Genomic DNA, 19,312 nt, shown 5'->3' with positions numbered 1-19,312 from the left:
TCTTGGCGTTGCGGGCAAAATGTCGGAAAAGACGGCTGGGATCAATGTGAAAACCGGAAAACCGCGTGTCAAAACTGCCTGAAATTTCGACCGACCGCCCGGTTTTGATTGCCGGACCCACAGCAAGCGGAAAATCTGCGCTGGCGCTTAAGATTGCAGCGCGCCATGGCGGGGTGATCGTGAATGCGGATGCTTTGCAGATTTATGGCAACTGGCGGGTTTTGACAGCCCGCCCCTCCAAGCACGAAGAGTCCCAAGCCCCTCACCACCTTTATGGGCACGTGCCCTATGATGGTGACTATTCGGTGGGACACTGGCTGCGCGAGGTCACCCCCTTTCTGAACGGCGCACGCCCGATCATCGTTGGCGGCACGGGACTGTATTTTAAGGCCCTGACCGAAGGGCTGGCCGAAATTCCCCCAACGCCATCCGGAATTCGCCAAACCGCGGACGCCCGCCGCAAGGGTGAAGGCCATGCTGGCATGCTGGCCGAACTGGACCCCGAAACCCAAAGCCGGATCGACGGGCTGAACCCGATGCGCGTGCAACGCGCCTGGGAAGTTCAGCAAACCACGGGTCGTGGCCTGGCCGCATGGCAGGACGACACGCCTGCGCCCCTGTTGGCGGTTCAAGACGCCCATGCACTGTTGCTGGACGCCGAGCGCGACTGGCTGGCAGACCGCATTGATCGCCGCTTTGATCTGATGATTGAACACGGCGCGCTTGACGAAGCCCGGGCAAATCTTGCAACGTGGGACCCCGCACTGTTGTCCTCGCGGGCGATTGGCGCACCCGAGCTGATTGCGCATCTGAAAGGCGAGCTGAGCCTTGAAGACGCCATCGACGCGGCGAAAATCGCCTCGCGCCAATATGCCAAGCGGCAGCGCACCTGGTTTCGGGCACGCATGAAGGACTGGCATCCCATCGCGCTTGGATAATCCGCACACTCCGTTTCCAAAATTGCACTAATCGAACAAACATAACCGTTGATTCGGGGCGAGTTCGCTCCTAACCTTGGATTATTGCAATCAAATTTTGGAAAAGCCATGTCCTCCGCTGACCTCCGCGTTATTCCGCTCCATGCTCTGTTCAAGGGCAGCCGTTGGCGCGTCGAGGCCATGCGCAGTTATTCCGTCGATCAATTGATTTGGTTCACCCGTGGTCAGGGCCGGCTGACAGTCGGCGGGCTGACGCGCGGCTATGGTGCCCATAATGCGGTGTATATTCCGGCAGGCACGATGCACAGTTTTGAACTCACCGCGAATGTATTTGGCACCGCGGTCTTCATGGCGCCCGATCATGACCTGCCCTTTCCAGATCACCCCTGCCACCTGCGCATCCGCGACGCAGCTGATCAGGCCGAACTGACGCTGATTCTGGACAACCTTCAGCGCGAGGTCGAAGGCGACCACCCCGCCCGCCTGCGTGCCGCTGGCTACCACGCAGGTCTGCTGACCGTCTGGCTAGAGCGCCAGATGCTGAACCACGAAGACGCGCTGGCGGAAAAAACCGCAGCGCGCCGGTTGGCGCGACGGTATTCGGACATGGTGGAACAGCGGTTTCACCTGCATGAATCGGTGTCGGACTACGCCGCTCAGCTGGGGGTCACGCCGACCCATCTGACGCGTGTTTGCAAAGAAAGCTGTGGACGCACCGCCTCGGATTTTCTGGCCGACCGCAAAATCGCCGAGGCCCAACGCCTGCTGGCCGACACCAGAATGCCGATCAAGAAAATCGCCGAAGGATTGGGGTTTGCATCGGCGGCCTATTTCACCCGCGCCTTTCAAACGCGCGCGGGAAATACCCCGATGAATTTCAGAAAATCAAGCAATATCAAGGCTCAAAACGGCACAGTTAAAGTATCTTAACTGCCCCAGATTTTCTTGACGTAGTTCTTAGTCTCTTTATACGGCGGAACGCCACCGTATTTCTCGACCGCCCCCGGACCGGCATTATAGGCCGCCAAAGCCAGGCGCCAGGACCCGAACTCCTCGAACTGCGTACGCAGATAACGTGCGCCCCCATCCAGATTCTGGCTTGGCACATTCGGATCAACGCCCAGGGCACGCGCCGTGCCCGGCATCAACTGCGCCAGACCAATGGCACCCTTGTGGCTGACGGCCTTGGCATTCCAGCCGCTTTCCTGCTGCACCAAACGCAAGAACAGGTCTTCGGGAACACCATGGCGCCGCGCGGCGGTTCTCGCCATTTCCAGATAAGGGCCGCGATACTTTCCGTTGAAAGCCGGGCTGTTATACATCGACGGCGTGACCACCGGTGCAGGCTGCAACCGAACGGAGTTTTTATACTGCGACGCCGCCCGGTTATCGAGAATTTTGGTCTGCGATTTGAAGATCAATGCACGCGACTTGGACGAGGCCCAAGGCTCGGCCCCAACAGCCCCTGCCGCCATGGTCGTCGCGGCCAAAACGGCCATCATCACCTTTACCCGCATGCGCGTGTCCCACGTTCTTGAACTCGGGCATATATAGCGAATTTTACCGATTTCACCAGCCCTGCTGAAATTATAAGCGGATTTCATCTGAAGCCGCTGTCCAGGTGCGGGCACAGATAGCGCTTCCATTAACCGCGCCGGGATGGTGTAAACGTGGGCAACAAGAAATAAGATTCGACGGGAGCGAGGCGCATGGCCGGTTCAGTAAACAAAGTAATTTTGGTGGGCAATCTGGGCCGCGACCCCGAGGTGCGCAGCTTCCAGAATGGCGGCAAGGTTTGCAACCTGCGCATCGCCACATCGGAAACATGGAAAGATCGCAACACCGGCGAACGCCGCGAAAAGACCGAATGGCACTCGGTTGCGATCTTCAGCGAAGGCTTGGTGCGGGTCTGTGAACAGTACCTGCGCAAAGGGTCGAAAGTATATATCGAAGGCAAGCTGCAAACCCGCAAATGGCAGGATCAGTCCGGCGCGGATCGTTATTCAACCGAAGTGGTGATTCAGGGCATGGGCGGCACGTTGACCATGCTGGACGGCCGCAGCGGCGGTGAAGGCGGCGGTGGCGGCCAAGGCGGCGGCTACGGTGGTGGCGGTGGCGGCTATGGTGGCGGCGATCAGGGCGGGGGTTATGGCGGCTCGGGTGGCGGTGCCGGAGGCCCCGGCCCGGCTGGCGACCTCGACGACGAAATCCCGTTCTAAGGGGCGGGGCGCACCATGAGCTGGTCCTTCCCTCTCGGTCGGCTCTTTGGCTCACAGCTGCGCGTACACGCCACTTTCTTTCTTCTGCTGATCTGGATCGGGGCTGCCGCCTGGGCTGATAAGGGCCCTGCGGCGGCGCTGGAAAACGTGCTGTTCATCCTGGTGCTTTTTGCCTGCGTTGTCGCGCACGAGTTCGGCCATGCCCTGACCGCGCGCCGCTATGGCATCAAAACGCCCGACATCACCCTTTTGCCCATTGGCGGCATGGCCCGGCTTGAGCGCATGCCCGAAGACCCCGGCCAAGAAATCATCGTCGCGTTGGCTGGCCCGGCAGTGAATGTGGTGATTTGGGCCGTGTTGGCCTTGGTGTTGGGCTATCAGGGTGGCATTTCCGAACTTTTGCAGATGGAAAACACCACGTCAGGCTTTCTGGCCCGGCTGGCGGCGGTGAACCTGTTTTTGGCGGTGTTCAACATGATCCCGGCCTTTCCGATGGATGGCGGACGGGTGTTTCGCGCCGTGCTGGCGCTGTTCATGCCGCGCGAACGGGCCACACGGGTGGCCGCGGGCGCCGGTCAGGTGGTGGCATTTGGCTTTGGCTATCTGGGGCTGACCTCGGGCAATCCGATCCTGCTGTTGATCGCTGTGTTTATCTTTATGGCGGCGGCGGCGGAATCAAACGATGTGTCGCTGCATGCGGTTGCCCGCAACCTGCTGGCGCGCGATGCGATGATCACCCAGTTTGAAAGCCTGTCCAGCAGCGACAGCATGCAGGCCGCGGCGGCGGCGGTGATCCGCACCACCCAGCACGAATTTCCGGTGCTTACCGCAGACGGGCATTTGCAGGGCTTCCTGACGCGTCAGGCTATCTTTGCGGCCCTGCACAACGAGCACGCGATGCAGCCTGTCTCGGACCATATGCTGAACGATGTACCTGTCCGCGCTCTGAATGACCCGCTGGAGAGCGTGCTAAATGCGCTCTATCAACAAGGTGCGCCCGCCGTGGCCATCACCGCCCCAGAAGGTCACATGATCGGCTATATCACCCGCGAAAACATCGGCGAGCTGTTCGCGATCCGCGCCAAGCGTTAACGTTGCGCCAAAGCGTCAACCAGCACGCTGCGCACCACATCGCGATCCACATCGGCGGTGACGAAGCTGGTGCCGATACCGCGCGCCAGAATGAAACGCAGCTTGCCATCCAGCACCTTTTTGTCCTGCCCCATCAGCTGCAGCAGCCCGTCGGCATCGGGCAGATCACCGGGTATGTCGGCCAGATCTTTCATCATCCCCATCGCATCCAGATGGGCGCGAATGCGCGAAGGCTCTTCCTGCGAACACAGCCCCATACGTTGCGACAATTCAAACGCCAAAGCGCAGCCCACGGCCACCCCTTCACCGTGCAGCAGACGGTCGGAATAGCCCGTCGCGGCCTCAAGCGCGTGACCAAAGGTGTGGCCAAGATTCAGCAAGGCGCGATCACCCTGTTCGGTTTCATCGCGCAGCACGATTTCAGCCTTCATCTCACAGCTGCGGCGCACAGCGCGGATGCGCGCGCCAACGTCACCTGCCGCCAGCGCGGGCCCCTCGGCCTCCAGCCAGTCAAAGAACTTGGCATCGCCCAGCAACCCGTATTTCACCACCTCGCCATAGCCCGCCAGAAAATCGCGCGGGGTCAGCGTGCCCAGCACATCAATATCCGCCAGCACAAGGCTGGGCTGGTGAAAGGCGCCGATCAGGTTCTTGCCAAGCGGCGAGTTGATCCCGGTCTTGCCGCCAACCGAGCTGTCGACCTGTGCCAACAAGGATGTCGGCACTTGCACAAAGCGCACGCCCCGGCGCAGCACCGCCGCCGCAAAGCCGACCAGATCACCGATCACCCCGCCACCAAGCGCCACAACGATTCCGTTGCGCTCGACTTTCTGCTCTAAAAGCCATTCCACAGTGCGGGTAAAATGGGGCCAGCTTTTTGTGGCCTCGCCTGCGGGCAGGGTCAGGGCGACCATTTCAATGCCCGCATCCGCCAAGCCAGCACGCAGATTGTCCAGATGCAGCGCCGCGACGTTTTCATCCGTGACAACGGCCACAAAAGGGCGGCGAAGCAAAGGCGCGATGAATTCTCCCGCCCGGGCCAACAGCCCCTGCCCGATGTGAATATCGTATTCCCGGCCTTCCAGCCCAACGTGAACGGTTTCCATGGTCGCCTCTTAGTCTTGGATCAACGCATCAGGGCGGCTTGTAAGTGCCTGCACCACGGCGTTTGCAGTATCTTCGATGGAAAACTCCGCCTGCGTATCCACCATCAGATCAGCCTGACGATAAAACGGAACCCGGGCGCGATAAAGCTCTCGCAGGGTGGCATGGGGATCGGCGGTGCGCAGCAACGGGCGGGTGTCTTTGTGTTTCACGCGGTTCCAGAGCAGTTCCAGATCAGCGTTCAGCCAAACCGAGACCCCCTTTTGCGAAATCAGTTCACGGTTGCGGTCGGATAAAAAGGCCCCACCGCCGGTCGAAAGGATGCAGCGTTCGCCTTCGAGCAGGCGTTCGATCACCTGCGTTTCCTTGTCGCGAAAGAACGGTTCGCCATCGCGTTCAAAGATTTCGGCAATCGACATGTTGGCGGCTTTGACGATTTCCTCGTCGCTGTCCAGAAACTGAACCCCCAGTTCCTGCGCCAGCGCCTTGCCCACGGCGGTCTTGCCCGCGCCCATCATTCCGACCATCACCACAGTTTTCTTGAGCTGCCAGGCCACGATGGGCAACCTCCTGCCAATGTTTTTACTTTTCGATCCCTTCAATGGCGTGAGTTCGCACAAAATGCCATATATAATCTCAGATAAATTCAAACCGGGGGTCGCAAGGCCCCGATAAGAAAAGGCAGGCATATGGGGCGGATCTTTAAGGCGCTTCTTCTTTTGATCGTATTGGGCGGCATCGGGCTGGTGGGCTATGCCTATCTGGGCGACATGTCCGCGCCGGTGCAGCAAATCACGCAACCGGTGACGCTGGATGCGCAGTAAAGCGCTGACACTGGCATTGATCTGGGCCGCGCACGGGGCACTGGCGCAGGACGGCCCGCTTTCGGCGATCGACTGGTTGTCAGATTCTGTGACGCCGCCCGTCGTGGCGCCCGCGCCCGACATCCCCGAAAGCGCCGCCCCTGAACTGGTCACCGTGGCGCCATTGGATGGCCCTGTACTGGATGCCGCGGGGCTGTTGCCCCCTTCGATGACCGGTCTGCCCAAAACCCTCTGGGGCTCCAGCAGCCGCGCCGATCTGGCGGCGCTGATCCGCTCGGAACGCGCAGACACCCTGCCCGCCGTTCAATCGCTGCTTTATACGTTGCTGTTGGCCGAACTGGCGCCGCCTCAGGGCGAGGGCGCGGATGGCACCTTGCTACTGGCCCGTCTGGATAAACTGTTGGCGCTGGGGGCATTGGATCAGGCACAGGCGCTGCTGGAACGGGCAGGCCCCACCCATCCCGAACTTTTTCGCCGCTGGTTTGATGTGTCTTTGCTGACCGGGCAAGAAGACCGGGCCTGCGCCGCCATGCGCGCCGCGCCCGACATTGCCCCAACGTTTCAGGCACGGATTTTCTGCCTGGCGCGTGGCGGTGACTGGAACGCCGCAGCGCTCAGTTTGGAAACAGGCCGCACGCTGGGCTATATCACCGCGCAGCAAGACGCGATCCTGACCCGCTTTCTGGTGCCCGAACTGGACGAGGGCGCGACGCCCCTGCCCATCCCCAATCGCCCCAGCCCGCTGGTGTTTCGGATGTTTGAAGCCATTGGCGAGCCTCTGCCCACCGCGACCGCACCGCTGGCCTTCGCGCAGGCTGATCTGCGCCCCACTGCGGGCTGGAAAGCCCAGCTGGAAGCCGCCGAGCGTTTAGGGCGCAGCGGCGCCATTCCGGCCAATCGCCTTTTGGGGATTTACACTGAACGCCGCCCGGCGGCCTCGGGCGGGGTGTGGGACCGTGTCGCCGCAGTACAAAAGCTGGACGTCGCGATCCTGTCAGGGGATGCTGCGCAGGTGGCCATGGCCCTGCCCGGCGCATGGCAAGCCATGCAGGCCGCCGAACTCGAGGTGCCCTTTGCCAGCCTCTATGGTGCCCGTCTGGCGCAAATGGACCTGCCCCCGGCGCAAAAATCCCGCGCCTTTCGTATGGGATTGCTGTCAGACACCTACGAAACCATCGCCCGCAACCACGAACCGCAAAACCGGATGGAAACCTTTCTGCGCGCCGTGGCCCAAGGCGATCTGGGCGGGCTGACCCCGCCCAACGATCTGGCCCGCGCCGTATTGGATGGGTTTTCCACCCCCACGCTCAGCGAGCCGATGCAGGCCCGCCTGAACGACGGTCGTCTGGGCGAAGCAATTCTTGTGGCCATCGACCTGATCACCGACGGGTCGCGCGGTGATCTGTCTGATGTATCCGAAGCTTTGGCCGTCCTGCGCCATCTGGGGCTGGAAGACACCGCCCGGCGCAGCGCGCTTGAGCTTTTGATCCTGGAGCGCCGCGGATGACCCCTGAGGCCGAACGCTGGATCACCGCGTTTCTGGACGCCCACGCAGCCGAACAAAACGCCGCGCGCAACACCACGCTGGGCTATGCCCGCGACCTGAAAGATCTGGCAGAGTGGATGGCACGTAAATCGCTGTCGTTTGACGCCCTGACCCGCGCGCAATTAGAGGACTATCTGATCTTCTGCGAGGCACAGGGCCTGTCTGCCGCCACCCGCGCACGCCGACTGTCTGCCGCCAAGCAGCTTTATCGCTTCGCCTATGAAGAAGGCTGGCGCACTGATAACCCCGCCATGGAAATCAAGGGCCCCGGCAAAACCAAACGCCTGCCCAAAACACTTAGCGTGGACGAGGTCGACCGCCTACTAGACGCCGCGCTGGTCGGCCGCGACCGGGTGCGCAACACCTGCCTGATGCAGGTGCTTTATGCCACCGGCATGCGGGTCAGCGAACTGGTCTCGCTTCCGGTTGCCGCAACCCGGGGCGATCCGCGCATGTTGCTGATCACCGGCAAAGGCGGCAAGGAACGGATGGTGCCGTTGTCACCCCCTGCCCGCGCAGCCTTGCACGACTGGCTGGAAAAACGCGACGCCGCGCAGGAAAAAGCGCAAAAGAAAGGGGGCAAACCCAGCCCGTTTCTGTTTCCGACCAACTCGAAACAAGGCCACCTGACTCGGCACCGGTTTTACGCGCTGATCAAGGAACTGGCGGTCGAAGGCGGGGTGTCACCTGACAAAGTCACCCCCCACACACTACGCCACGCCTTTGCCACACATCTGCTGGAAGGCGGCGCAGACCTGCGTGCAATTCAAACCCTTCTGGGGCATGCCGATATCTCGACCACAGAGATCTATACCCATGTTCTGGACGAACGGCTGAAATCTTTGGTGTTAGAGCACCATCCGCTGGCCAGCAAAACTTGATTGCCGCGCCCCCGCGCCCCATAACAAGATCAGGTAACACAAAGGCTTATCCACGCGATGGACACCGCGACGACTCTTTACGACACAGCGTTCTGGCTCACGGCCGGGGCGATTATCTTGCTGCTGGTTTTGTCAGCCTTCTTTTCCGGCTCGGAAACCGCGCTGACGGCAGCCTCGCGCGGGAAACTGCGCGCACAGGCGGATCGTGGCTCCAAGGGCGCGCAAACCGCGCTGAACATCACCGAGGATAATGAACGCCTGATCGGCTCGGTCCTGTTGGGCAACAACCTTGTGAACATTCTGGCCGCGTCGCTGGCGACCGCACTTTTTACGCGCCTGTTCGGTGAAGGCGGCGTGGCACTGGCCACATTGATGATGACCTTTCTGGTGCTGATTTTCGCCGAGGTCCTGCCCAAAACCTATGCCATCACCAATTCGGAAAGCGCCGCCGCCAAGGTGTCGCCCGTGATCCGGCTGATCATTCTGGCCTTTTCGCCCATCGTCAGCGCCGTGCGCGCGTTGGTGCGCGTGCTGCTGCGGGTGTTTGGTGTCAAGATTGACCCGGACAGTCACATTCTGGCCGTGCGCGAGGAAATCGCCGGCGCCCTGCAACTGGGCCATTCCGAAGGCGTGGTGGAAAAGGAAGACCGCGACCGGATTCTGGGCGCGCTGGATTTGGCCGAACGCGCGGTCGAAGAGATCATGCTGCATCGTTCCAACATTGAAATGCTGGACGCAGATGAGTCCCCCGAAAAGCTGTTGTCGCAATGTCTGGACAGCCCCTACACCCGCCTGCCCGTGTTTCGGGACGAGCCGGAAAACGTTATCGGCGTGATCCACGCCAAAGACTTGTTGCGCGCCATCAACAAACAGGTGCGCGGCTCGGGCGGTGACCCTGAGGCGCTGGCGAAGTTTGACATCATGGATGTGGTCAAAGAGCCGTATTTCGTGCCGGAAACCACGTCTCTGGACGATCAGATGCGTGAGTTTCTGCGCCGCCACACCCACTTTGCGCTGGTAGTGGATGAATATGGCGCGCTGCGGGGGTTGATCACGCTTGAGGACATTCTGGAAGAGATCGTAGGCGAGATCACCGATGAATTCGACGAAGAGGCCGACATTCCGTTCCAAAAGTCCGACGATGGCCATTACCTTGTCGAAGGCGATACCACGATCCGCGATCTGAACCGCGCCGCTGATTGGGCCCTGCCCGACGAAGAAGCCAACACCGTCGCCGGTCTGGTCATCCACGAAGCACAGCTGATCCCTAACCCGGGTCAGGTGTTCAGCTTCCATGGCTTTCGGTTTGAAGTATGCGAGCGGGAGAACAACCGCATCACGATGCTGAAGATCCGACCGCTCTGAACGGCGTTCGGAACCCGGTTCAGATATCGAAGATCGGCTGCAACAAGCGCGGCATCAGCCCCTTGAACTGCAAGGGTGCATCGGTGGCAGCCAGACAGATACAGGTTGCCTCGACGCCCGCGATCGGGATGTGATCCACATCCTCATCGGCGACCTCGACGTCGCCCACGCCAAAACGGCCGGATTCGTCGCTGAAACTGCCTTGCAACACCAGCGTCAGCTCCAACCCGCCGTGGCTGTGATCGGGCACCGCTTGGCCGGGCGGGATCGACAGCAAACGCACCGAACCTTCCGGCCCCGAATGCAGGATTGACTGTTTCACCCCCAAACCCAGCGATTTCCACTTGGGTTTCTGGCCCTTCAGCTCGGCCATCACAGGCGAGGGGAAAACCCCCTGACGGGCGTAAACGGGGGTGTCGGGCACCGGATCATCCAGCATGTCCAGAACACTGGCTTTCAGATCGGCCGACAGGTCGGCGCTTTGCTGTTCCATCACGACACCGCCCATCGCCTCTTGGGCCCCCAGTCGCGCGCGGCATTCATCGCACATCGAAATATGCGCGGCGACCACAACGGAATAGACATGCGACAGACTGCCAGCCGCATAGGCCGTCAGAATGTGGTCCGGGATATGATGTGTCACACTCGACATGATCAACGTATTTCCTTTAGCTCGTGGCGCAGGCGCTCCAGCCCCAGACGGATACGCGACTTGATTGTGCCCAGCGGCACGCCGGTCTGGCGGCTGATATCGCTGTGCGACAGCTCGCCCAGATAGGCTTTCTCAATCATTTCGCGCTGGTCAGGGCGCAGCTGCTGCAGCGCCGCCTTCAGCTTGGCGGTTTCTTGTTCTATCGCCAGCGCCTGTCCGGCGTCTGGTGAGTCTTCCTCGGGCTGTTTCAGCGCCTCAGGAACGGGACGGCTCTCTTTGCGGTGCAGGTCGATCTGCCGGTTGCGCGCGATCTGGTAAATCCAGGCCGAAACCTGTGCGCGTTCCGGGTCAAACTGGCCCGCCTTGCGCCAGACGGTCAACATGACCTCTTGCACCAGATCCTCGGCCTGATTATCGCCCAGCCCCGACTTCAGGATCATGCCCTTCAGCCGCGGCGCAAAGTGGTCAAACAACAGTCCAAAAGACCGCTTGTCGCGCGCATCGCGCACCGCAAGCATCCAGACCGTCTGTTCCGACAGGGCCCCAGCCCCCGAAGCGCCTGACACAGCCGCTTCTCCTTTTACAATGACAGGCTCCCGCCGCATGCGGGTGGCCCTTTCCATAACTTGTGCGCTCTGGGTCATCATAAAGGGGATACGCACCCCCTGCCCAGTCGGATCACATTTTTATCTGCCCTTGAACAATCCGCCCAGAATGCCACGCACAATGCGCCGCCCGGTGGTGCCTTTCAGCTCTTTGATCACCGCTTTGCCAATGGCTGAACCAATGGTGTCATCCCGGCTTGAACGGCGCGAGGTCGAACGGCTGACACGGGTTCCCGAATAACGCCGCCCGGCCTTGTATTCACGCAAGGCCGCTTCGGCTTCTTCCTCTTCACGCTCGGCCTGCTCGGCTGCGGTGGCGGCGTCTTCTGCGCGTTTGGTCAGGATTTCATGGGCCGAATGGCGGTCCAGCGTGGTTTCATACTTGCCTGCCAAAGGCGATGCCGCGATCACCCGTGCGCGCTCGGCCTCTGAAAGCGGCCCCAGTTGCGAGCTGGGCGGGCGGATCAACGTGCGCTCCACGATCCCCGGCACGCCCTTCTTTTGCAACATCGAGGTCACCGCCTCGCCCACGCCAACCTCGCGGATCGCCTCTTCGGTGCTGAACCGGGGGTTATCGCGATAGGTTTCGGCGGCCATCTTCAACTGCTTGCGATCCTTGGCGGTGAAAGCGCGTAACGCATGCTGCACCCGGTTGCCCAACTGGCCCAGAATGTCTTCGGGTACATCCGCCGGGTTCTGGGTGCAAAAATACACGCCGACCCCCTTGGAGCGGATCAACCGTGCCACCTGCTCTACCTTGTCGACCAGTGCCTTGGGCGCATCGTCAAACAACAGATGTGCCTCGTCGAAGAAGAACACCAGCTTGGGTTTGTCCGGATCACCGACCTCGGGCAGGGTTTCAAACAGTTCAGACAGCATCCACAGCAGGAAAGTCGCATAGAGACGCGGCGATCCCATCAGCTTGTCCGCCGCCAGAATGTTGATCCGCCCGCGCCCGTCAGCGCCCAGCTGCATCATATCGAACAGCTCAAGCGCGGGTTCGCCAAACAGCTTGGCCCCTCCTTGGTTTTCCAACACCAGCAAGCGGCGCTGAATCGCCCCGATCGACGCGGTCGACACATTGCCATAGCGCAGGCTCAGATCGGCGCGATTTTCGCCAACCCAGACCAGCATGGATTGCAGGTCTTTCAGATCCAAGAGCGCCAGCCCCTGCTCATCGGCCACGCGAAAGGCGATGTTCAGAATGCCCTCTTGCGCCTCGGTCAGCTCCAGCAGGCGTGAAATCAACAACGGCCCCATCTCGGCCACGGTGGTGCGGATCGGATGGCCTTGCTCGCCGAACAAGTCCCAAAACGTCGTCGGGAAGGCCTCATAGGACAGATCAAGCCCGATGGTCTGGGCGCGCTCGCTAAAGGCGCCATGCAGCTTGAACTGTTCCGACCCGGCTGCCGCAAGGCCCGATAAATCCCCCTTCACGTCCGACAAAAACACCGGCACCCCGGCGGCAGAAAACCCTTCGGCCAGAATTTGCAACGTCACCGTCTTGCCGGTGCCTGTCGCGCCGGCGATCAGCCCGTGTCGGTTGGCGTACCCCAGTTTCAGATGCTGCGGATCAGCATAGCCTTCACCACCGCCACCGATAAAAATATGCTCACTCACTGGGCCACTCCCTGATTTCATCTTCTGCCTGTGCGCACCCAAAATACATTCTTAACCTATTCGCGCCAGTGTTGATCCGTCCTATAAGCAGTCCTCCCGACTGTGGGGCATGACTTCCTCCCTGTCAGACTGGCCGCGCCCCTTTGGCGCGGTCTTTTTTTGGGCAAAGATTGACCCCACGTAAGGTGGAAAGATTCTAACAAAATTCTTTGTTGACGAGGGGATACAAAGACCTTAGCGTGCCTCTCAATGACTAAGTCGGCCAGTCCGACGGGGAGAAAAAACGGGAAAAAGGGTCGCTTGGCGGCCCTTTTTTCTTGCCCAGTTCACAGACAAGCGAAAACCCGCAAACATCCTGTATTGCAAAGCCAAAACAGCAATTTGTGCCCTGACAGAACGGACACAGCGTGCTAAGGCCATGCGTCAAGAATTCATGGAAAACAAAGGATCATTATGCGTGCTTTCCTGAACAGCCTGATCTGCGCGTCCGTTGTGGCCCTAAGCGCCCCCGCCGCACTGGCACAAGAAACAACCCCGACCGAGGCTCCGACCCCGGCAGAAACCCCCGCCGCTGAAAACCCGCTGGCCAGCGACCCGACCATTTCGATGGGAACCGAGGTCAAAAATGAAGTCGGCCAACCCTATGCCCGTGAAACGCACGGCGACTGGGAGATGCGCTGCGTCCGCGCGCCCGAAGGTCAAAAAGAACCTTGCCAGCTGTATCAGCTGATCAAAGACACAACCGGCAACCCGGTTTCGGAAATCAATGTGTTTTTCATTGCCTCCGAACAGGGTCAGGCCGCGGGCGCAACCGTTGTGACCCCGCTGGAAACCCTGCTCAGCCCGCAGCTGCGCTTCGCCATCGATAGTGGCAGCCAGAAACGCTACCCGTTTGCGTTCTGTACCCCCAACAGCTGCATGTCGCGCCTTGGCTTTTCGCCCGAAGACATCAACGCGCTTAAGCGCGGTGCCAAGGCAACCATCACCATTGTGCCGCTGCAAGCCCCCGACACCGAAGTCGCGCTGGATGTTTCGCTGAGCGGGTTCACCGCCGGTTTTGACGCGCTGATCAAAGACGTGACCGGGCAGTAAAAGCACCAGAATAAACAGCAAACGCCGCCCCTTCCGGGCGGCGTTTTCATTTTAATAACAAGAATAAAGCCTTAAATCTTGCGCAGTGCCAGCACAGCATTCAGCCCGCCAAAGGCAAAAGCGTTCGACAGCACCACATCCACATCCGCCTGGCGCGCCTCATTGGGCACAATATCCAAAGAACACTCTGGATCCGGCTCCTGATAGTTGATCGTCGGTGCAATCACGCCCTCGCGCAGCGCCATGATACAGGCTAACAGTTCAACCGCACCGGTGCCCCCAATCAAATGGCCGTGCATCGACTTGGTGGACGAAATCATCAGATTATCGGCATGCGCGCCGAACACATCAGACACGGCGGCGCATTCGGTTTTGTCATTGGCTGCGGTGCCCGTGCCATGGGCATTGATATAGCCCACCTCATCGGCGCTGATCATCGCGTCGGTCAGCGCCCCGGCAATCGCCCGCGCCGCGCCCTGCTTGCTGGGCATCACAATGTCAGCCGCGTCTGACGACATGGCAAAACCGATCACCTCGGCCAGAATATCCGCGCCGCGCGCCTTGGCCAGATCGTAATCTTCAAACACGAACACCGCCGCGCCCTCGCCCTGCACCATACCGTTGCGGTTGCCGCTGAACGGGCGACAGGCGTCCTTGGACATCACGCGCAGCCCTTCCCAGGCCTTCACGCCGCCAAAACACAGCATCGATTCCGTCCCGCCGGTGATCATCACCGGCGCCACGCCCGCGCGCACCAGATTGAACGCCTGCCCCATCGCATGGTTTGATGACGCACAGGCCGTGGCCACGGTGAACGACGGCCCCATCAGATTGTGCTCCATCGAGACATGGCTGGTCGCGGCGTTGTTCATCAGCTTGGGCACGGTGAAAGGATGAACCCGGTTCTTCCCTTCCTCATAGACCACGCGGTAATTTTCATCCTGCGTGTTCAACCCGCCCCCCGAGGTGCCAAGGATCACGCCAGAGCGCTCCGCCAAAGCATCGGTGAAATTCAGACCGGATTGCGAAATCGCCTCGCGTGCAGCCAAAAGCGCCAGCTGGGTGAACCGGTCATACAGGGCGATTTGTTGACGGTTGAAATGATCCTCGGCAGCATAGCCTTTGATCTGACCGGCAATCTTGATCGCCAGTCGCTCGACATCCCGAATTTCCAGCGGGCCAATCCCGCAAACACCTTCGGCCATGGCGCGCGTCGTGGCACTGGCCGAGTGGCCCAGGGCGTTGATCGCCCCCTGCCCGGTGATGACGACCCGTTTCATGCGCTTTGATCAGCCACCAGACCTTCGACAGCCTTCACAATGGCTGCAATCGACGAGATATCAAAATCCGACTCGGTAGGCTCATTGGCATTAAAGGGCACCTGAATATCAAAGGCCTCTTCGATGGCGAAAATGGATTCAACCAGCCCAAGACTGTCGATCCCCAGATCGTCCAATGTGCTTGCCATTGTTACGTCCGAAACATCCAGAACCGCTTGCTCAGCGATGATCTGAATAACCGTCTCTTTCACATCCTGCGACATGGTATTCCCCTGAAATGCGCTTATCGCTCACTTAATCTTTCTCGGACAACTTGGAAACAGCTTTCTGCAGGTCCGCAACTTGAGATAGCAGCCTCGGCAAACGGCGCAACCCTTTATACATTTCGATGTGGGTCTCCATCTTGGTGGCCGGATAGCCCATGACCGCCCGCCCGGCAGGCACGTTCGACAAGATATTCGTGCCGCCCCCGGCGACCACATCACTGCCGATCTTCACATTGTCCGACACACCCACCTTGCCGCCCAACACGACACGGTCCCCCAATGTGGTCGAGCCGGCAATCCCAACTTGTGCGGCAAACAGGCAGTCACGCCCCACCACAACATTGTGGGCCAGATGCACCAGATTGTCGATCTTGGTGCCATCGCCCACCTGCGTATCGCGGATCGTGCCCTTATCAATCGCCGAGTTGGCCCCCAGTTCCACATCATTGCCGATCTGCACCGAGCCAAGCGAGTGGATCCGCACCCAGCTTTGTTCCACTGCCACGGTCTGTCCCAGATTTTCGCGCACCTGTTCTACGGTCGATTTTTCCGGTGTCACAAATGACATGCCATCGGCCCCGACACAGGCGCCGGGATGGGCAATGAAACGGTCGCCAATGCGCACCCGTGCAGCCACCACAACGCCTTGCATCAAAAGACAGTCATCGCCCAAAACCGCGTCTTCCGCCACGCTGACATGCGCCGCCAGCCGAACGTTTTCGCCGATCCGGGCGCGCGGCCCGATCACCACAAACGGGCCAATGGCCGCGCCTGCACCGATCTGGGCAGTGTCATCAATTACCGCTGTGGGGTGGATGCCCGCCGCGATCTCGGGGCCCGGGTCCAGAACCTTGGTCAGCCCCGCCATCGCATACCGGGGGCGCGGCGCGAAAATCGCGGCCTCAAGCCCCATCGCCTGCCAGTCGGCCCCCTCCCACAAAACGGCGGCACGCGCGCCACCTTTGGGCAGGTCCTCGGCATACTTCGGCGCCATGGCCAGAGCCAAGGCATCCTTATCGGCATCTGCCGGTTCCGAAATGCGGGAAAAGGTCAGATCAAGCCGACCCTCAGCTTTGGCGCCCAGGGCGGTTGCGATCTGCTCTATGGTATGGGCCATGCTGTTCCTTCCTGTCTGGGTGCAGGCGCCCATGGCACCCACATCCCTGGAAGAAAAGCTTTAGCCCTGAACCGCGCGCAACGCTACCCCGGCCTTTGCAAGCGCGGCAAAAATCTTGGCATCCCGGCCATAGACGTCACGTCTGAACTGGGTCTTGCCCTTAGCTTGGGTAAAGGCGGTGCGATAAATGATATGCACCGGCAGCGGTTGCTTCAGATCTACCCGCTTTTCGCGGCCGGTTTTCAGAACCGACTGGAAATAGCCTTCCGGGTTGGATTCCTGCTTGCTCAGCAGCTCATAGGCAAAGTCGAACGGGTCGTTCAAACGCACACACCCATGGCTATAGGCGCGGCTCTCGCGGGCAAACAGCGCCTTTTGCGGCGTGTCATGCAGATAGATGTTGTACTGGTTGGGGAACATGAACTTCACCAGACCCAAGGCATTCCGGTTGCTGGGCGGCTGTTTCATATCAAACGGGAAGTTCTTTGCTGAATACTGGCTGAAATCCACATTGGCGCGGCTGACGGTACGACCCCGCCCATCGACCAGACGCAAATGGCCCGCTGCATTGGGGTTCTTCTTCATCATCGGCAGGTATTCTTTGGTCGCGATCGAGCGCGGCACGTTCCACGTCGGGTTGATCACCATGTGATCCATCGTATCGGAAAACTCTGGCGTGCGGCGATCCGAGGTGTTCTTGCCAACAACAGACCGCGTCTTGAACGCCACCTTATCGTTTTCGACGATCCGCGCGTGGAAGTCGGTGATGTTGACCAGCACATGGCGTTTGCCACGGTCAGTGCCCAGCCAACGCTCCCGCTCCATCGCGACAATCACGGACTGCAGACGCTTTTCGACCTGCACGTTGATCTCGGCGATGGTCCCTGCCCCGGCAACACCGTCAGCGGCAAGGCCATGATCCAGCTGGAACATCTGTACCGCACGCTGCAGGTTGGCGTCATACCCCTGCGAGGCCGACCGTTTCATATAACCCATACGCACCAGACGGTCGCGCAGCGCCACCACCTGCGGCCCGCTTGTGCCCGGCTTCAGCGACTTTGCAGTTACAGTCGCCCCCCAACCGCCTTTGCCCAGCAGACGCTCCAGACGCAGCTTCTCGGCCATCAGGCGGGTGTATTCCTGAGTCTTGGGGGCCAGCGATTTGAAATATGCGCGCGGACTGGACTTGGAAAACGCCACAAGCTGCGCAAGACGATCACGGCGCGGCGCGCTGCGTTTGATACCTTCCTCAACACGGCTCGGGGTCAGGATGCCAGACTGCAAATCCTGCGCATATTGCAGGAACATCCGGCTGGCCTCGACCTCAACCCGGCCCTGATCACGCGGGGACTTCGCGCTGCGGAACAATGTCTCAAGGGCTTTGGCATCATAGCGCTCCATCGGCAGCCCGTGGTTCGAGCCTTTCTTCAGAGCGGTCAAAAAGGCCTTACGCCGTTGGCCATCCTTCTTTGAAATCCAGATCGGCTCATAGTTGCGGGACTTGTAAAACTCGGCCAGCGCTTTGTCGCGCGATGCGGATTCCGCAATGGCCTGTTTAAACGCGGTGACCTGAGCCGAACTCTGTTCAGAAAAAACAAAGGAAGCGATTAAAAAAGCAGCAAGTGCCAGAAAAGACCGGATCAAGAAGCTACGTGTTACTACGGAAGTCATATTCAAAGTCCCTAGTTTTGGCGGATCCCAGCCGCCGTTTGCCCTATTTTTCCCGGGTTTTAGATGTGCTGTCCACTCACAATGCCGCTAGAATTGGAATCCCAACCTAAAGGTGTTGCACGTCTTCGCCAGTTTTTAACAAAATCCCGCGAAAAAGAGGTACTGGGCAATTTTCTGCCGATTCCCCTTGTCATACGGCACCTTAGCCCCGCTCGGCACTTGGCCGACGATTCGATCTGTGGCATAAAGCGCCTGCACTTGGGGAAGATTTGCAACAAAACCGCTGAATGGCGGATCGAGATGGGGCAGCATTAGGGCAATGACAACGACGACCTCCTTTACCCGGCGGGGACTGCTTGGTGCATTCGCCGCAACCACAGTTGCAGCCGCACCGACCTATTCCAATGCGTTTGGTCTGCTGCGCGGTGCCGGGGATTATCGTCGCATCAAGATGTATTCCGGCCGCACCGGCGAAAGCATCGACACGATCTACTGGATCGAAGGCGAATACATCAAAGAAGCCGCCAAAGAGATCAACTATTTCATGCGCGACTGGCGTCAGGACAAATCCACCAACATGGACCTGCGCACCGTCGATATCGCCGCCGCCGCACACCGTCTGATGGACACCGATGAACCCTACATGCTGTTGTCGGGCTATCGTACGCCGCAAACCAACGCCATGCTGCGTTCGCGCTCGGGCGGGGTCGCCAAAAAGTCGCTGCACATGAAGGGTCAGGCCAACGATCTGCGCCTGAATTCACGTTCGGTCGGTCAGATTTTCAAGGCCGCCAAATCCTGTGGTGCAGGCGGTGTTGGCAAATACTCGCGCTCGAACTTTGTTCACATGGATTGTGGCATCGTGCGCAGCTGGGGCAGCTAACCCCCTCTAAATTCAAGGCTTTCACCAAGCGCCGGTTTCGCCGGCGCTTTTGTTTTGCGCCTTTCTGCGCACCGGCGGCGATCCGCCGCTTTGGCCGGGACTGACACAAAACTTTCAAATGACATTTACATGCTGCATCCTTATCGGAGGGATCAAT

20 protein-coding genes are annotated in these 19,312 nt (G+C 59.9%); 10 read left to right on the top strand and 10 right to left on the bottom strand.

Going from position 1 to position 19,312, the window contains the following annotated elements; genetic code table 11:
• Positions 1 to 65 precede the first annotated feature (65 nt).
• Positions 66 to 938: a tRNA (adenosine(37)-N6)-dimethylallyltransferase MiaA gene (miaA, locus tag ATO10_RS02305; protein ID WP_035247463.1), complete on the top strand. Its 873-nt coding sequence runs from the start codon at positions 66 to 68 to the stop codon at positions 936 to 938.
• Positions 939 to 1,046: 108 nt separating this feature from the next.
• A complete protein-coding gene (locus tag ATO10_RS02300) occupies positions 1,047 to 1,868 on the top strand; it encodes a helix-turn-helix domain-containing protein (protein WP_051597890.1) in 822 nt (273 codons plus the stop codon).
• Here ATO10_RS02300 and ATO10_RS02295 read toward each other — a convergent pair.
• The gene (locus tag ATO10_RS02295) at positions 1,865 to 2,437 is read right to left on the bottom strand and encodes a lytic transglycosylase domain-containing protein (RefSeq protein WP_035248287.1); all 573 of its coding nucleotides are present in this window, start codon (positions 2,435 to 2,437) and stop codon (positions 1,865 to 1,867) included. The two genes, ATO10_RS02300 and ATO10_RS02295, sit on opposite strands and share 4 nt — an antisense overlap.
• Before the next feature lie 210 nt (positions 2,438 to 2,647).
• Between ATO10_RS02295 and ssb the strand changes: the two genes are divergently transcribed.
• The gene (ssb, locus tag ATO10_RS02290; RefSeq protein WP_035247460.1) at positions 2,648 to 3,157 is read left to right on the top strand and encodes a single-stranded DNA-binding protein; all 510 of its coding nucleotides are present in this window, start codon (positions 2,648 to 2,650) and stop codon (positions 3,155 to 3,157) included.
• 15 nt (positions 3,158 to 3,172) lie between these two features.
• The gene (locus tag ATO10_RS02285; protein ID WP_035247457.1) at positions 3,173 to 4,249 is read left to right on the top strand and encodes a site-2 protease family protein; all 1,077 of its coding nucleotides are present in this window, start codon (positions 3,173 to 3,175) and stop codon (positions 4,247 to 4,249) included.
• Here the strand turns inward: ATO10_RS02285 and aroB are convergent.
• Positions 4,246 to 5,355 carry a 3-dehydroquinate synthase gene (aroB, locus tag ATO10_RS02280; RefSeq protein WP_035247454.1) on the bottom strand — a complete coding sequence of 370 codons (1,110 nt, stop codon included), beginning with the start codon at positions 5,353 to 5,355 and terminating at the stop codon, positions 4,246 to 4,248. The genes ATO10_RS02285 and aroB overlap by 4 nt on opposite strands.
• A 9-nt stretch (positions 5,356 to 5,364) precedes the next feature.
• Positions 5,365 to 5,910 carry a shikimate kinase gene (locus tag ATO10_RS02275; protein WP_272945272.1) on the bottom strand — a complete coding sequence of 182 codons (546 nt, stop codon included), beginning with the start codon at positions 5,908 to 5,910 and terminating at the stop codon, positions 5,365 to 5,367.
• 132 nt (positions 5,911 to 6,042) lie between these two features.
• Here ATO10_RS02275 and ATO10_RS16665 point away from each other — a divergent pair, with 132 nt between their 5' ends.
• Genes ATO10_RS16665 through ATO10_RS02260 form a run of 4 tightly spaced genes read left to right on the top strand, consistent with a single transcriptional unit; the run spans position 6,043 to position 9,969 of the window.
• Positions 6,043 to 6,177, top strand: coding sequence for a hypothetical protein (locus ATO10_RS16665; RefSeq protein WP_272945271.1), 135 nt, complete (start codon positions 6,043 to 6,045; stop codon positions 6,175 to 6,177).
• A complete protein-coding gene (locus ATO10_RS02270; protein ID WP_035247453.1) occupies positions 6,167 to 7,684 on the top strand; it encodes a hypothetical protein in 1,518 nt (505 codons plus the stop codon). The genes ATO10_RS16665 and ATO10_RS02270 overlap by 11 nt, the downstream gene beginning before the upstream one ends.
• Positions 7,681 to 8,604, top strand: a complete 924-nt coding sequence (locus ATO10_RS02265) for a site-specific tyrosine recombinase XerD (protein WP_035247451.1) — start codon at positions 7,681 to 7,683, stop codon at positions 8,602 to 8,604. The genes ATO10_RS02270 and ATO10_RS02265 overlap by 4 nt, the downstream gene beginning before the upstream one ends.
• Positions 8,605 to 8,661: 57 nt before the next feature.
• A complete protein-coding gene (locus ATO10_RS02260) occupies positions 8,662 to 9,969 on the top strand; it encodes an HlyC/CorC family transporter (protein ID WP_035247449.1) in 1,308 nt (435 codons plus the stop codon).
• A 19-nt stretch (positions 9,970 to 9,988) separates the two neighbouring features.
• Here the strand turns inward: ATO10_RS02260 and ATO10_RS02255 are convergent, their stop codons facing one another.
• From ATO10_RS02255 to ATO10_RS02245, 3 genes are all read right to left on the bottom strand, one after another.
• Entirely contained in the window at positions 9,989 to 10,621 is a 633-nt protein-coding gene (locus ATO10_RS02255; RefSeq protein ID WP_035247447.1) for a ChrR family anti-sigma-E factor, read from the bottom strand.
• A 2-nt stretch (positions 10,622 to 10,623) separates the two neighbouring features.
• On the bottom strand, positions 10,624 to 11,139 hold the full coding sequence (locus ATO10_RS02250; RefSeq protein WP_081806420.1) for a sigma-70 family RNA polymerase sigma factor: 516 nt from the start codon (positions 11,137 to 11,139) through the stop codon (positions 10,624 to 10,626).
• Between the two features lie 168 nt (positions 11,140 to 11,307).
• Positions 11,308 to 12,867, bottom strand: a complete 1,560-nt coding sequence (locus ATO10_RS02245) for a helicase HerA-like domain-containing protein (protein ID WP_420313630.1) — start codon at positions 12,865 to 12,867, stop codon at positions 11,308 to 11,310.
• Between the two features lie 432 nt (positions 12,868 to 13,299).
• On the opposite strand from ATO10_RS02245, the gene ATO10_RS02240 reads away from it, so the two are divergent.
• Positions 13,300 to 13,938 (top strand): invasion associated locus B family protein, encoded by a 639-nt coding sequence (locus ATO10_RS02240; protein WP_035247440.1) that lies wholly within the window; start codon positions 13,300 to 13,302, stop codon positions 13,936 to 13,938.
• Between the two features lie 71 nt (positions 13,939 to 14,009).
• Here the strand turns inward: ATO10_RS02240 and ATO10_RS02235 are convergent, their stop codons facing one another.
• From ATO10_RS02235 to ATO10_RS02220, 4 genes are read right to left on the bottom strand one after another with little or no spacing between them, the layout of a single operon-like run.
• Positions 14,010 to 15,218: a beta-ketoacyl-[acyl-carrier-protein] synthase family protein gene (locus ATO10_RS02235; protein WP_035247437.1), complete on the bottom strand. Its 1,209-nt coding sequence runs from the start codon at positions 15,216 to 15,218 to the stop codon at positions 14,010 to 14,012.
• Positions 15,215 to 15,481: an acyl carrier protein gene (locus ATO10_RS02230; RefSeq protein ID WP_035247434.1), complete on the bottom strand. Its 267-nt coding sequence runs from the start codon at positions 15,479 to 15,481 to the stop codon at positions 15,215 to 15,217. The genes ATO10_RS02235 and ATO10_RS02230 overlap by 4 nt, the downstream gene beginning before the upstream one ends.
• Positions 15,482 to 15,512: 31 nt before the next feature.
• Positions 15,513 to 16,601 (bottom strand): UDP-3-O-(3-hydroxymyristoyl)glucosamine N-acyltransferase, encoded by a 1,089-nt coding sequence (gene lpxD / locus ATO10_RS02225; RefSeq protein ID WP_035247431.1) that lies wholly within the window; start codon positions 16,599 to 16,601, stop codon positions 15,513 to 15,515.
• A gap of 60 nt (positions 16,602 to 16,661) precedes the next feature.
• Positions 16,662 to 18,272 carry a L,D-transpeptidase family protein gene (locus ATO10_RS02220; RefSeq protein WP_035247428.1) on the bottom strand — a complete coding sequence of 537 codons (1,611 nt, stop codon included), beginning with the start codon at positions 18,270 to 18,272 and terminating at the stop codon, positions 16,662 to 16,664.
• Between the two features lie 319 nt (positions 18,273 to 18,591).
• Here ATO10_RS02220 and mepK point away from each other — a divergent pair, with 319 nt between their 5' ends.
• A complete protein-coding gene (gene mepK, locus ATO10_RS02215; protein ID WP_035247426.1) occupies positions 18,592 to 19,155 on the top strand; it encodes a peptidoglycan L,D-endopeptidase MepK in 564 nt (187 codons plus the stop codon).
• Positions 19,156 to 19,312 lie beyond the last annotated feature (157 nt).

Origin of the sequence: Actibacterium atlanticum, assembly GCF_000671395.1 — a bacterium.
Classification (GTDB): domain Bacteria; phylum Pseudomonadota; class Alphaproteobacteria; order Rhodobacterales; family Rhodobacteraceae; genus Actibacterium_D; species Actibacterium_D atlanticum.
Note: the sequence above shows the minus strand (reverse complement) of the source record. Positions and strands in the feature narration are given on the sequence as shown.

What these genes read in the sequence shown, in the direction of transcription:
- lpxD (WP_035247431.1), bottom strand. Translation starts at nt 16,601, where the DNA reads ATGGCCCATACCATAGAGCAGATCGCAACCGCCCTGGGCGCCAAAGCT.
- ATO10_RS02230 (WP_035247434.1), bottom strand. Translation starts at nt 15,481, where the DNA reads ATGTCGCAGGATGTGAAAGAGACGGTTATTCAGATCATCGCTGAGCAA.
- ATO10_RS16665 (WP_272945271.1), top strand. Translation starts at nt 6,043, where the DNA reads ATGGGGCGGATCTTTAAGGCGCTTCTTCTTTTGATCGTATTGGGCGGC.
- mepK (WP_035247426.1), top strand. Translation starts at nt 18,592, where the DNA reads ATGACAACGACGACCTCCTTTACCCGGCGGGGACTGCTTGGTGCATTC.
- ATO10_RS02270 (WP_035247453.1), top strand. Translation starts at nt 6,167, where the DNA reads ATGCGCAGTAAAGCGCTGACACTGGCATTGATCTGGGCCGCGCACGGG.
- aroB (WP_035247454.1), bottom strand. Translation starts at nt 5,355, where the DNA reads ATGGAAACCGTTCACGTTGGGCTGGAAGGCCGGGAATACGATATTCAC.
- ATO10_RS02250 (WP_081806420.1), bottom strand. Translation starts at nt 11,139, where the DNA reads ATGCTTGCGGTGCGCGATGCGCGCGACAAGCGGTCTTTTGGACTGTTG.
- ATO10_RS02240 (WP_035247440.1), top strand. Translation starts at nt 13,300, where the DNA reads ATGCGTGCTTTCCTGAACAGCCTGATCTGCGCGTCCGTTGTGGCCCTA.
- ATO10_RS02235 (WP_035247437.1), bottom strand. Translation starts at nt 15,218, where the DNA reads ATGAAACGGGTCGTCATCACCGGGCAGGGGGCGATCAACGCCCTGGGC.
- ATO10_RS02300 (WP_051597890.1), top strand. Translation starts at nt 1,047, where the DNA reads ATGTCCTCCGCTGACCTCCGCGTTATTCCGCTCCATGCTCTGTTCAAG.
- ATO10_RS02220 (WP_035247428.1), bottom strand. Translation starts at nt 18,272, where the DNA reads ATGACTTCCGTAGTAACACGTAGCTTCTTGATCCGGTCTTTTCTGGCA.
- ATO10_RS02265 (WP_035247451.1), top strand. Translation starts at nt 7,681, where the DNA reads ATGACCCCTGAGGCCGAACGCTGGATCACCGCGTTTCTGGACGCCCAC.
- ATO10_RS02260 (WP_035247449.1), top strand. Translation starts at nt 8,662, where the DNA reads ATGGACACCGCGACGACTCTTTACGACACAGCGTTCTGGCTCACGGCC.
- ATO10_RS02285 (WP_035247457.1), top strand. Translation starts at nt 3,173, where the DNA reads ATGAGCTGGTCCTTCCCTCTCGGTCGGCTCTTTGGCTCACAGCTGCGC.
- ssb (WP_035247460.1), top strand. Translation starts at nt 2,648, where the DNA reads ATGGCCGGTTCAGTAAACAAAGTAATTTTGGTGGGCAATCTGGGCCGC.
- ATO10_RS02255 (WP_035247447.1), bottom strand. Translation starts at nt 10,621, where the DNA reads ATGTCGAGTGTGACACATCATATCCCGGACCACATTCTGACGGCCTAT.
- ATO10_RS02295 (WP_035248287.1), bottom strand. Translation starts at nt 2,437, where the DNA reads ATGGCCGTTTTGGCCGCGACGACCATGGCGGCAGGGGCTGTTGGGGCC.
- ATO10_RS02245 (WP_420313630.1), bottom strand. Translation starts at nt 12,867, where the DNA reads ATGAAATCAGGGAGTGGCCCAGTGAGTGAGCATATTTTTATCGGTGGC.